Annotated in this window: 7 protein-coding genes; all 7 read left to right on the top strand. The window is 59.8% G+C overall.

Annotated elements, in window-relative coordinates:
• Positions 1–79 precede the first annotated feature (79 nt).
• On the top strand, positions 80–1,321 hold the full coding sequence (locus QZ869_RS01080; RefSeq protein WP_296102082.1) for a TadE/TadG family type IV pilus assembly protein: 1,242 nt from the start codon (positions 80–82) through the stop codon (positions 1,319–1,321).
• Positions 1,322–1,653: 332 nt separating this feature from the next.
• Positions 1,654–4,116: a glycogen/starch/alpha-glucan phosphorylase gene (locus QZ869_RS01075; protein WP_296085928.1), complete on the top strand. Its 2,463-nt coding sequence runs from the start codon at positions 1,654–1,656 to the stop codon at positions 4,114–4,116.
• On the top strand, positions 4,116–6,323 hold the full coding sequence (glgB, locus tag QZ869_RS01070) for a 1,4-alpha-glucan branching protein GlgB (protein WP_296102081.1): 2,208 nt from the start codon (positions 4,116–4,118) through the stop codon (positions 6,321–6,323). Before QZ869_RS01075 ends, glgB begins: the two co-directional genes overlap by 1 nt.
• 119 nt (positions 6,324–6,442) lie before the next feature.
• Positions 6,443–7,705, top strand: coding sequence for a glucose-1-phosphate adenylyltransferase (glgC, locus tag QZ869_RS01065; RefSeq protein WP_296014330.1), 1,263 nt, complete (start codon positions 6,443–6,445; stop codon positions 7,703–7,705).
• Positions 7,706–7,710: 5 nt separating this feature from the next.
• Positions 7,711–9,153 carry a glycogen synthase GlgA gene (gene glgA / locus QZ869_RS01060; RefSeq protein WP_296014331.1) on the top strand — a complete coding sequence of 481 codons (1,443 nt, stop codon included), beginning with the start codon at positions 7,711–7,713 and terminating at the stop codon, positions 9,151–9,153.
• Complete coding sequence (locus tag QZ869_RS01055) at positions 9,154–10,785, top strand: alpha-D-glucose phosphate-specific phosphoglucomutase (protein WP_296102079.1); 1,632 nt, start codon at positions 9,154–9,156, stop codon at positions 10,783–10,785. It begins immediately after the preceding gene.
• Positions 10,786–11,074: 289 nt separating this feature from the next.
• Complete coding sequence (gene glgX / locus QZ869_RS01050) at positions 11,075–13,033, top strand: glycogen debranching protein GlgX (RefSeq protein ID WP_296102078.1); 1,959 nt, start codon at positions 11,075–11,077, stop codon at positions 13,031–13,033.
• Positions 13,034–13,081: the final 48 nt, after the last annotated feature.

Here is a 13,081-nt window from a genome sequence, read left to right as displayed (position 1 = left end):
TAGAATTGATTATGATGAGTTAGGAAAAATTCAATTTTCCCATTCTACTTCTGACTCATAAAAATTGGGTGAGATAATCATGGGAAAGCGGTTTGCCGTACTACGTAATGGCGAAGCTCTGCTGCGTGACAGGCGCGGCAACTTCGGGCTGATGACAGGCCTGCTCTTGCCAATTCTGCTCGGAACGGCCGGTGCTGGCATGGAAGCCACCCGCGTGATGCAGGTCAAGCAGGAGATGCAAGCCGCACTTGACAGCGCAACACTTGCCGCAGCGACCGCCGCACGCGTCGAGGAAGGTAAAAGGTCCAACAAGGACTACGCCGACGAAGTCAACCGGCGCATGGCAGCCTATACGGGCGAACTAAGCAAGGGCAAGGACGGCGCAACCGGCAGCGATAGCGATCAAGGGAAAAAGAAACCCGACCTCGATACGATAGCCGAACGCTCGGACTCCAAAAGAGGAATGAGCTTCAAGATCTCCGCAACGCTTAACGCGGAAATACCGCTGGCTCCACTTATCAGCTTCATCGGCATCCGAACCGTCAAGGTCGGTGTCAGCAGCACCGCCCAAAGCGCCTTCAGCAAGGGTGCGGCGCTATCGCTCTATCTTGTGCTGGACCGCTCCGGCTCCATGTCCTTCAAGACCGATACGGTCGACAACAGCAAGAACGCCTGCCCGAACTACACGGAAAAGAGCTGGCCGAAAGTGGCCTTTACCAGCCCGTGCTACGTCACCAAGATCCAGTCGCTCAAAGAGGCCGTCTCCTACCTGACGGACACGTTGAACAAGGCCGATCCATCCTATCAGGACCGCGGTTCGCCGGAATCGGAACTCGTGCGCACCGGCGCCATCGCTTACAACTCTGCCCCCTTCCCGCCGCGTAATTTGAGCTGGGGAACCTCCCAGGCCGGATCCTACGTCAACGCCATCGACAAATATCCACAGGGGGGAACGGACGCGTCTTTGGCGCTCAAAACCGCTTTCGCTGCGCTACGAAGCGACAATTCCTACGAAAAGCAACAGCACGCGGACAAGGGTAGCGACACGTTTCAGCGCTACATCGTGCTGATGACCGACGGCGAAATGACAAGCAGCGCCATCGACAGTCAGGTGCGCTCCACCTGCTCGGCGGTCAAGGCAGACGGCATCCAGATCTTCACCGTGGCTTTCATGGCGCCCGCCAAGGGCAAGTCGCTGCTGCAATATTGCGCCAGCAGTCCGGACAATTACTACGATCCGGAAAACATGGAGGAAATCGTCGCGGCCTTCGGCGAAATCGCCCGCAAGGCGGCGAGCACCCCCACCCGTCTGATGAACTGACAGCGAATTTCAGTCCTTTGTTCTGCACGTGCGCGTGGCGAAAGCCGCGCGCACTTTGCGTTGCTGCCATCCGTCTCACCACGTCCTTACTGACCCTTTTCGGGCAATCGCTCTTCCAGCGAAAACGGCTGTTGCCACAGCCGCTTATCGATGCATAAACTGCAAGCGAACCACGACGGCATGACGCCCGAACCTGTCCCGAGGTTTTGTGACAGCGGCATGCGACAAAGAAAGGATTCAAGGCGTGAAGAGCGTATCTGACGGATAGCGCAACGCTTTAACGGATCGACACAATCAGGCCCCTCCCCTCCCATCAAGGTGCTGACCGACCAATGATCAATAAACTGGCTACCAACGATCTTCCCCGCCCCGCCCCGCGCAGTTCCGACCCGGACGTGCTTGCCTCCGAAATCATCGAGCGTCTGACCTATCGTATCGGCAAGGATGTGAAGGTCGCCAAACCGCATGACTGGCTGACGGCAACCATTCTGGTCGTGCGCGACCGCATCATCGACAAGTGGATGGAATCCACCCGCAAGGCCTATCAGAACGATTCCAAGCGCGTCTATTACCTGTCGCTGGAGTTCCTGATCGGTCGCCTGATGCGCGACGCCATCACCAATATGGAGCTGATGGAGGAAATCCGTCAGGCGCTGACCTCGCTTGGCGTCGAGTTCGATGTGATCGCAGCGCTTGAGCCGGACGCCGCCCTTGGCAATGGTGGTCTTGGCCGTCTTGCCGCCTGTTTCATGGAATCCATGGCCACCGTCGATATTCCGGCCTATGGTTATGGCATCCGCTATGTTCACGGGCTCTTCCGCCAGCAGATGGCCGATGGATGGCAGGTAGAATTGCCGGAAACCTGGCTTGCCCATGGCAACCCTTGGGAATTCGAACGGCGTGAAAGCGCCTACGAAATCGGCTTCGGCGGATCGGTGGAAACCGTCGGCGGCTATGAGGAGCCACAGCGTTTCGTCTGGAAGCCTGCCGAACGCATGATCGCCATGGCCTATGATACGCCGGTCGTGGGCTGGCGCGGCACCCGCGTCAACACGCTGCGCCTCTGGTCTGCCCAGCCGATCGACCCGATCCTGCTCGATGCCTTCAATGCCGGCGACCATATCGGCGCACTGCGCGAAAGCAACAAGGCCGAGGCGCTGACCCGCGTTCTCTACCCGGCGGATGCCAATCCCGCCGGCCAGGAACTTCGCCTTCGCCAGGAGTACTTCTTCTCGTCGGCCTCCTTGCAGGACATTTTGCGCCGTCACCTGCAGCAATATCCGGATTTCACCAACCTTCCGGACAAGGTCTCCATCCAGCTCAACGACACCCACCCGGCCATTTCGATCGCCGAAATGATGCGCCTTCTGTGCGACGTACACGGTCTGGATTTCGAAGAGGCCTGGACGATCACCCGCGGCACCTTCTCCTACACCAACCACACGCTTCTGCCCGAAGCGTTGGAAAGCTGGCCGGTGCCGCTGCTCGAGCGTCTTCTGCCGCGCCACATGCAGATCATTTACGCGATCAATGCCAACACGCTGATCTTCGCCCGCAAGGAAAAGAAGCTCTCGGATGGCCAGATCCGTTCGATCTCGCTGATCGACGAAGGCGGCGAGCGCCGGGTTCGCATGGGCAATCTGGCTTTCATCGGCTCGCACTCCATCAATGGCGTCTCGGCACTCCATACCGAACTGATGAAGGAAACGGTCTTCTCCGACCTGCACATGCTGTTTCCAACCCGCATCAACAACAAGACCAACGGTATTACCCCGCGGCGCTGGCTGATGCAGTGCAATCCGGGCCTCACAAGCCTGATCCGCGATGCCATCGGCGATGCCTTCCTGGACGACGCCGAAAAGCTTCTCGATCTCGATCGTTTTGCCGAAGATTCGAGCTTCCGCGACAAGTTCGCCGAGATCAAGCGGCAGAACAAGGTGCGTCTGGCCAACACGGTGGCGCAGCGCATGGGCATCCGCATCGATCCGTCCGCGCTCTTCGATATCCAGATCAAGCGCATCCATGAATATAAGCGTCAGCTCCTCAATCTGATCGAGGCTGTCGCTTTATACGACCAAATTCGTTCGCACCCGGAACTCGATTGGGTTCCACGCGTTAAGTTCTTTGCCGGTAAGGCCGCGCCGAGCTATCACAATGCCAAGCTTATCATTAAGCTCGCCAACGATATCGCCCGCGTCATCAATAACGATCCGGCAGTGCGTGGGCTTCTGAAAGTGGTATTTGTTCCGAATTATAACGTCTCGCTGGCCGAAATCATGGTGCCGGCAGCCGACCTGTCGGAGCAGATTTCCACCGCAGGCATGGAAGCGTCCGGCACAGGCAACATGAAATTTGCTCTCAACGGCGCACTCACCATCGGCACGCTCGATGGCGCCAATGTCGAGATGCTGGAACATGTCGGGGCAGACAACATCGTCATCTTCGGCAAGACGGCAGACGAAGTGGCAAAGGCCCGCGCCGAAGGCCACAATCCCCGCGCCATCATCGAAAACTCGGCAGAGCTTGCTCAGGCCGTTTCGTCGATTGCATCCGGCGTCTTCTCTCCCGATGATCGCTCGCGCTTCACCGGGCTGATGGACGGCCTCTACAACAATGACTGGTTCATGGTCGCCGCCGATTTCGATGCATATGCGCAAGCCCAGCGCGATGTCGACGCCATCTGGAGCAACCCTTCCAGCTGGTATGAAAAAACCGTTCGCAATACCGCGCGCATGGGCTGGTTCTCGTCCGACAGGACGATCCGCCAATACGCCACGGAAATCTGGAGAGCCTGATGAAAAAACCGCTCAATTCGGCCGAAGACAAGACCTTCAATCCCATACCCACGGCCGAAATCGAGGCAATCAAGAGCGGTTTGCATTCCAATCCTTTTGCAGTGCTCGGCGTCCACCAGACGCCGGGCGGTTTCGTGGCGCGCTGTTTCATCCCCGGTGCCGAAGAGGTGACGGTGATGACACTTGACGGCAACGTTGCCGGAGAGTTGACGCGCACCGACGATGACGGCTTCTTCGAAGGCGTGATCGACATTACCAAGCGCCAGCCGGTGCGCTACCGCGCGCTTCGCGACGACGCCGAGTGGGCGGTTACCGATCCGTACAGCTTCGGCCCGGTTCTTGGGCCCATGGACGATTATCTCGTCCGAGAAGGCTCCCATCTTCGCCTCTTCGACAAAATGGGCGCACATACCCTCAAGCTCGAAGGTGTCGAAGGTTTTCATTTTGCCGTCTGGGCACCCAATGCGCGCCGCGTTTCCGTCGTCGGCGATTTCAACAATTGGGATGGCCGCCGCCATGTGATGCGCTTTCGCAAGGACACCGGCATCTGGGAAATCTTCGCACCGGATGTCTATGCCGGCTGCGCCTACAAGTTCGAAATCATCGGTCCCCATGGCGAGCTTCTGCCGCTCAAAGCCGACCCCTATGCGCGGCGCGCAGAGCTTCGTCCCAAGAACGCTTCCGTCACCACGCCCGAACTCGTGCAGCAATGGGAGGATGAAACCCACCGCAAGCATTGGGCCAGCATCGATCAGCGCCGTCAGCCGATCAGCATTTACGAAGTCCACGCTGCGTCCTGGCGCAAGCGTCAGGACGGCTCGATGCTGACCTGGGACGAGATGGCCGCGGAGCTTATTCCTTACTGTGCTGACATGGGCTTCACCCATATCGAGTTCCTGCCTGTCACCGAACATCCCTATGACCCCTCTTGGGGTTACCAGACGACCGGCCTTTATGCACCGACCGCCCGCTTCGGCGAGCCGGAAGGGTTTGCCCGCTTCGTCAATGGCGCCCACAAGGTCGGCATCGGCGTCATTCTCGACTGGGTGCCCGCTCACTTCCCGACCGACGAGCATGGTCTGAAATGGTTCGACGGAACGGCCCTTTACGAACATGCCGATCCGCGCCAGGGCTTCCATCCGGACTGGAACACCGCGATCTACAATTTCGGTCGCGTCGAGGTCATGTCATACCTCATCAACAATGCGCTCTATTGGGCCGAGAAATTCCATCTCGATGGCCTGCGCGTCGATGCGGTCGCCTCGATGCTCTATCTCGATTACTCCCGCAAGGAAGGCGAGTGGATCCCAAATGAATATGGCGGGCGCGAGAACCTGGAGTCTGTTCGCTTCCTGCAGAAGATGAACACGCTGATCTACGGCAACCATCCGGGCGTGATGACCATTGCGGAAGAATCCACCTCCTGGCCGAAAGTCTCGCAGCCCGTGCATGAGGGGGGCTTGGGCTTCGGCTTCAAGTGGAACATGGGCTTCATGCATGACACGCTGAGCTATTTTGCCCGCGAACCGGTGCATCGCAAGTTCCATCATCAGGAACTGACCTTCGGCCTTCTCTACGCGTATAGCGAAAACTTCGTGCTCCCAATCTCGCATGACGAAGTGGTGCACGGCAAAGGCTCGATGATTGCCAAGATGCCGGGTGACGACTGGCAGAAATTCGCCAACCTTCGCGCCTATTATGCGTTCATGTGGGGTTATCCAGGCAAGAAGCTGCTGTTCATGGGCCAGGAATTTGCGCAGTGGAGCGAATGGAGCGAGAAGGTTTCGCTCGACTGGAACCTCCTCCAGTACCACATGCACGAGGGCATGCGCCGTTTGGTGCGCGACCTCAACTTCACCTACCGCTCCAAGGCCGCTCTCCATGCGCGTGATTGCGAGCCGGAAGGCTTCGAATGGCTGGTGGCCGACGATCACGACAATTCCGTGCTGGCATGGCTGCGCCGCGCACCGGGCGAAAAGCCGGTGGCGGTGATCTCCAATCTCACGCCGGTCTATCGCGAGAACTACTATGTGCCGCTTCCGGCTGCCGGACGCTGGCGCGAAATTCTCAATACCGATGCCGAGATCTATGGCGGCACCGGCAAGGGTAATGGCGGACGCGTTCAGGCGGTGGATGCCGGTGGCAGTATCGGCGCAACGCTCACACTTCCGCCGCTTGCCGTCATCATGCTGGAGCTTGAGAACTGATCTTCCTCGCGTTGCAGGGATATGAGGCAGACAAGAATAGAACGTGACGGGAAGCATTAAAAACTCCAGTCGCGTTACAGACTAAGACAAGAGTGGAATTTTATGGGAGGACTCGAGCGATGAGTGAAAAGAGAATTCAGCCTCTGGCACGTGATGCAATGGCCTATGTCCTCGCAGGCGGGCGCGGCAGCCGCCTGAAGGAGCTGACCGACCGGCGGGCAAAGCCAGCCGTCTATTTCGGCGGCAAGGCGCGCATCATCGATTTCGCGCTGTCGAACGCGCTGAACTCCGGCATCCGCCGCATCGGTGTGGCCACGCAGTACAAGGCGCATTCGTTGATCCGCCACCTGCAACGCGGCTGGGACTTCTTCCGCCCGGAGCGTAACGAAAGCTTCGATATTCTGCCCGCCTCCCAGCGCGTGTCGGAAACGCAATGGTATGAAGGCACAGCCGACGCCGTCTATCAGAACATCGACATCATCGAGGCTCACGGCCCGGAATATATGGTGATCCTGGCTGGCGACCATATCTACAAGATGGATTACGAATACATGCTCCAGCAGCATGTGGATTCGGGCGCGGATGTTACCATCGGCTGTCTGGAAGTGCCGCGCATGGATGCAACCGGCTTCGGTGTGATGCATGTGAACGACAAGGACGAGATCATCGCCTTCATCGAAAAGCCTGCCGATCCGCCAGGCATTCCGGGCGATGAAGAAAACGCGCTCGCCTCCATGGGTATCTACGTGTTCCACACCAAGTTCCTGATGGAATGCCTGCGCCGCGACGCCACCGACCCCAGTTCCAGCCGCGACTTCGGCAAGGATATCATTCCTTATATCGTTGAGCACGGAAAGGCCGTCGCCCACCGCTTCGCCTCGTCCTGCGTCCGCTCCGATTTCGAGCATGGTCCGTACTGGCGCGACGTCGGCACCATCGATGCCTACTGGCAGGCCAATATCGACCTCACCGATATCGTTCCGGATCTCGATATTTACGACAAGTCCTGGCCGATCTGGACCTATGCGGAAATCACGCCACCGGCGAAATTCGTTCATGACGACGAAAACCGTCGTGGTTCGGCAGTTTCCTCCGTCGTGTCCGGCGACTGCATCATTTCCGGCGCGTCGCTCAACCGCAGCCTGCTCTTTACCGGCGTGCGCGCCAATTCCTATTCGCGGCTTGAAAATGCGGTCGTGCTGCCGAGCGTCAAGATCGGCCGTCACGCGCAACTGAGCAACGTCGTGATCGACCATGGCGTGGTCATTCCGGAAGGGCTGGTAGTTGGAGACGATCCGGTTCTCGATGCCAAGCGCTTCCGCCGCAGCGAAAACGGAATCTGCCTGATAACCCAATCGATGATCGACAAGCTGGATCTGTGAGCCTCATGAATGTTCTTTCGGTCGCGTCCGAAATCTATCCGCTGATCAAGACAGGGGGGCTCGCCGACGTTGCCGGCGCGCTTCCCATCGCGCTGAAGGCGAGCGGCATCCGCACCCGCACGCTGATCCCCGGCTATCCCGCCGTCACATCTGCGGTGAAGGACGCCCATAAGGTCGGCGCGTTTCCCGACATTCTGGGAGAACATGCCGATATTCTGGCCGGAGAACACGAGGGGCTGGATCTGCTGATCCTCGACATACCCTCGCTCTATAATCGCCCTGCCGGCCCCTATCTGGATTCGACGGGCAAGGACTTCGAGGATAACTGGAAGCGCTATGCCGCCCTTTCGCTGGCGGCTGCCGAAATCGCCGCCGGAAAGCTGGAAGGCTGGCAGCCCGACGTTCTTCACGCGCATGACTGGCAGTCGGCCATGGCTCCGGTCTATATGCGCTATGCCGAGACGCCGGAAATTCCAAGCCTGCTGACCATCCACAATATTGCCTTCCAGGGTCAGTTCGGCGCCAATATCTTTTCCGAGCTTCGCTTGCCCGCACACGCCTTCTCCACCGAAAGCATCGAATATTATAACGATATCAGCTTCCTGAAGGGCGGCTTGCAGACGGCAACCGCACTCTCCACCGTCAGCCCATCCTACGCCGACGAAATCCTGACGCCAGATTACGGCATGGGCCTGGACGGCGTCATTCGCTCCCGCGCCCACGTGCTGCACGGCATCGTCAATGGCATTGACGCCGAGGTCTGGAACCCGGCCATCGACCATCTGATCCAGGAGAACTACACCTCCGCCAACCTCAAGCTGCGTGCGCTCAACAAGGCAGCGGTGGCCAGCCACTTCCGGGTGGACCACGATAACGGCCCACTTTTCTGCGTCATCTCCCGCCTCACCTGGCAAAAGGGCATCGACCTGATCGCCGAGGTTGCCGATGATATCGTGGCCATGGGCGGTCGCCTCGTCGTGCTGGGCGCGGGCGAAATCGGTCTGGAAGGCGCGCTGATGGCAGCGGCCACCCGTCATCCCGGACGGGTCGGCGTGGCGGTCGGCTATAACGAGCCGCTCTCGCACCTCATGCAGGCCGGTTGCGACGCCATCATCATTCCGTCGCGCTTCGAGCCTTGCGGCCTCACCCAGCTTTATGCGCTGCGATATGGCTGCGTACCGGTGGTGGCGCGCAATGGTGGCTTGAACGATACCGTGATCGATGCCAATCATGCTGCTGTTTCCGCGAAAGTGGCAACGGGCGTTCAGTTCTCTTCCGTCACGCCGGATGGGCTGCGCCAGGCGCTACGTCGCACAATGCGATATTACCGAGACCCGAAGCTGTGGACGCAGATGCAGAAGCAGGGGATGAAATCGGATGTTTCCTGGGAAAAGAGCGCAGGACTTTACGCCGCGCTTTACACCCAACTTACGTCGAAAGGCCATTGAATGTCGATCAAGACCGTCCAGACCACGCCATTTCAGGATCAGAAGCCCGGAACCTCGGGTCTGCGGAAGAAGGTGCCGGTTTTTGCGCAGGAGAACTACGCAGAGAATTTCATCCAGTCGATCTTCGATAGCCTCGAGGGCTTCGAGGGTCAGGCACTGGTGATCGGCGGCGACGGCCGCTACTACAACCGCGAGGTCATCCAGAAGGCGATCAAGATGGCCGCAGCCGCAGGCTTCGGCAAGGTTCTGGTCGGCCAGGGCGGCATTCTCTCCACGCCCGCCGCCTCCAACGTCATCCGCAAATACAAGGCTTTCGGCGGCATTGTTCTGTCGGCCAGCCACAATCCCGGCGGCCCGAACGAAGATTTCGGCATCAAGTACAATATCGGCAATGGCGGCCCGGCCCCTGAAAAGATCACCGACGCCATCTTCGCCCGCACCAAGTCAATCGAAACCTACCGCATCGCCGATGTCGCCGATATCGATCTCGACCGGATCGGCACAAGCGACGTGGCTGGCATGCAGGTAGAAGTCATCGACCCGGTGGCCGATTACGCCGCTTTGATGGAAGAGCTCTTCGACTTTGGCGCGATCCGCGATCTGATCGCAGGCGGCTTCAAGGTCGTGGTCGATTCCATGAGCGCGGTGACCGGCCCCTACGCGGTCGAAATCATCGAGAAGCGCCTCGGCGCACCGGCAGGCTCGGTTCGCAACTCCGTACCGCTGCCGGATTTCGGCGGCCATCACCCGGACCCGAACCTCGTTCACGCCAAGGAACTCTATGACGACGTGATGAGCCCGCAAGGCCCCGACTTCGGTGCCGCCTCCGATGGCGACGGCGACCGCAACATGGTGGTCGGCAAGGGCATGTTCGTCACCCCGTCGGACTCGCTTGCCATCATCGCCGCCAATGCCAAGCTCGCCCCCGGCTACGCATCCGGCATTTCCGGCATCGCCCGCTCCATGCCAACGAGTGCGGCAGCAGACCGCGTGGCCGAAAAGCTCGGCATCGGCATGTATGAAACGCCAACCGGCTGGAAGTTCTTCGGCAACCTGCTGGATGCCGGCAAGGTCACCGTCTGCGGCGAGGAAAGCTTCGGCACCGGCTCCAACCATGTGCGCGAAAAGGACGGTCTCTGGGCCGTGCTCTTCTGGCTGAACATCGTCGCCGCCCGCAAGGAAAGCGTGAAAGACATCGTCACCAAGCACTGGGCCGAATATGGCCGCAACTATTATTCGCGCCACGACTATGAAGAAGTCGATAGCGACGCCGCCAACACGCTGGTCGCAACGCTGCGCGAAAAGCTCGCCACACTGCCAGGCACGACCTACGGCGATCTGAAGGTCGAAAAGGCCGACGACTTCGCCTATCACGACCCGGTCGACCAATCGGTCAGCAAGAACCAGGGCATCCGCATCCTCTTCGAAGGCGGATCGCGCATCGTGCTGCGCCTCTCCGGCACCGGCACATCGGGCGCCACGCTGCGCCTCTATGTAGAGCGCTACGAGGCCGATGCGGCCCGCCACAACATCGAAACGCAGGAAGCGCTGGCCGACCTGATCGCTGTGGCGGATACGATTGCGGGGATCAAGAAGCACACCGGCCGTGATGCGCCGACGGTGATTACCTGATCTAGAGTCGATGATTGGGATGGGCGCCCCTCATCCGCTTTTGTGGGTGGGCCGCCCTTCTCTGGCCCGCCGGGCATCTCCCCTCCAGGGGGAGATCGATATCCGATGAGGTATCGAGTCTCGTAAAGCTTCAAAAGTGGAGAAGCCTCTCAGCAGGTGTGGCAGGAAACGCAAGCGGCCAACCTCAATTTGCTTGCCGCATTGAGCGGAAGATGTCCGACAGGACATAGCGGGCCTTAAAAAAAACGGCGCTAGCTCCAAACCCACCCATCACCAGAGGGACCAGCCCATGCCAACCAAAGCAGCATTTCCCCAAGGCGCAGTCCCCGCCTCAACCGGCACCGAGTTCTCAGTCTACTCTCGCGACGCCACAAAAATCGAACTCTGCCTCTTCGAGACAGACGGCAACACAGAGACTGCCCGCCTCGCCATGCAACCCGGCGGCAATGGCATCCACCGTCTCACCGTCCCGCAGGCGAAAGTCGGCACCCGCTATGGCTACCGCGCCCACGGCTCTTACACCCCTGAACAGGGTCTATGGTTCGACCCGACAAAGCTGCTGCTCGACCCCTACGCCACGACTATCGACCGACCCTTCGAAAACCATCCAAGCCTCTTCACTTTTGGCGAAGACACTGCCTCGATCATGCCGAAGGCGATTGTTTCCAGCGACGCGCCGGTCAGCCTCACGCCTCCCCGCTTTACCCGAGGCGGCCTGATCTACGAGGTCGCGGTCAAGCCCTTCACCATGCTGCACCCCGACGTGCCCGACGCCACCCGAGGCACGGTTGCAGCGCTCGCCCACCCCGCCATCATCGGGCATTTGCAGAAGATCGGCTTCAGCGCCGTAGAACTTATGCCCATCACCGCCTGGATAGACGAGCGGCATCTGCCGCCGCTGGGTCTCACCAATGGCTGGGGCTATAACCCCGTCGGCTTCATGGCGCTCGATCCGCGCCTCTGCCCCGGCGGCATGAAGGAACTGCGCGATACCGTCGCCGCTCTGCATGCAGCCGACATTGGGGTCATTCTCGATCTCGTCTTCAACCACACCGGCGAGAGCGATCGCTTCGGCTCGACACTGTCGCTGCGCGGGCTCGACAACCGCACCTATTACCGCCATCTACCGAACGATCCCGGCACGCTGATCAACGATACCGGCACCGGCAACACGCTCGCCTGCGATCACCCCCAAGTGCGCCATCTCGTCACCGAAACGCTGCGCCATTTCGTCAGCCAAGCAGGCGTCGATGGCTTCCGCTTCGACCTTGCCCCCGTGCTTGGCCGTGGCCCTGAGGGCTTCGATCCACACAGCGAAACCTTGCACCAGATGCATGAAGACCCTCTGCTTGCCGATCGCATCTTGATCGCTGAACCCTGGGATATCGGCCCCGGCGGCTACCAACTCGGCAATTTCCCCGCGTCCTTCCTCGAATGGAACGACCGGGCGCGCGACGATATCCGCCGCTACTGGCGCGGCGACGATCACACGATCGGAGCACTTGCCGATGCGCTGGCCGGCTCCGCACCACTCTTTTCGCGCAACGAACAGACTGAAACCCGCAGCGTCAACTTCATCGCCGCCCATGATGGTTTCACCCTCTTCGATCTCGTGTCCCATGCTCACAAGCACAATGAGGCGAATGGCGAAGACAACCGCGATGGCCACAATGACAACCACTCATGGAACAACGGCGTCGAGGGACTGACGGACGACGCAGCGGTGAATGCCGCCCGCATCGCCGATATCAAGGCGCTGCTCGCCACCCTCTTCGTCACCCGTGGCACGGTCATGCTGACCGCGGGCGACGAAGGCGGGCGCAGCCAGCGGGGCAACAACAACGCTTACGCCCAAGACAACGCCATCACCTGGGTTGACTGGGCAGCACTCTCGCCTGACCTGATCGACCACACAGCCTTTCTGGCGAAACTTCGCCAGCGCTTTTCAGCCCTCGGCGAAAGCACCTTCTTCTCGACCGACAGCGGCGAGATCGAATGGCTGTCCCCTCTGGGCGAGCCCATGTGCGAAGAGGACTGGAACCGGCCGGATGCGACGACCTTCGCCATGGTGCTCAAAACACTGGACAAGGAGACCGGCAAGACTGTGCGCCTGGCGACGCTCTTCAACCGCAGCCGCAACGCCATTCCCTTCACCTTGAAGGGTGAAGGCTGGAGGCCGCTCGGTGTCGACTTCGGCGTACCGGTCTGGCTCCCGCCTCGCTCCGTCGTATTCTATCTTGGCGATTGATCGGGTAGCGGTCACCGCCCTATAACGGGGTTCGACTGTTCAAAAGAA

Origin of the sequence: uncultured Agrobacterium sp., from assembly GCF_913777885.1 — a bacterium.
In the GTDB taxonomy this organism is placed as follows: domain Bacteria; phylum Pseudomonadota; class Alphaproteobacteria; order Rhizobiales; family Rhizobiaceae; genus Agrobacterium.
Note: the sequence above shows the minus strand (reverse complement) of the source record. Positions and strands in the feature narration are given on the sequence as shown.

Coding starts and splice junctions, on each gene's coding strand:
- glgA (WP_296014331.1), top strand. CDS start 7,711: ATGAATGTTCTTTCGGTCGCGTCCGAAATCTATCCGCTGATCAAGACA.
- glgB (WP_296102081.1), top strand. CDS start 4,116: ATGAAAAAACCGCTCAATTCGGCCGAAGACAAGACCTTCAATCCCATA.
- QZ869_RS01055 (WP_296102079.1), top strand. CDS start 9,154: ATGTCGATCAAGACCGTCCAGACCACGCCATTTCAGGATCAGAAGCCC.
- glgX (WP_296102078.1), top strand. CDS start 11,075: ATGCCAACCAAAGCAGCATTTCCCCAAGGCGCAGTCCCCGCCTCAACC.
- glgC (WP_296014330.1), top strand. CDS start 6,443: ATGAGTGAAAAGAGAATTCAGCCTCTGGCACGTGATGCAATGGCCTAT.
- QZ869_RS01075 (WP_296085928.1), top strand. CDS start 1,654: ATGATCAATAAACTGGCTACCAACGATCTTCCCCGCCCCGCCCCGCGC.
- QZ869_RS01080 (WP_296102082.1), top strand. CDS start 80: ATGGGAAAGCGGTTTGCCGTACTACGTAATGGCGAAGCTCTGCTGCGT.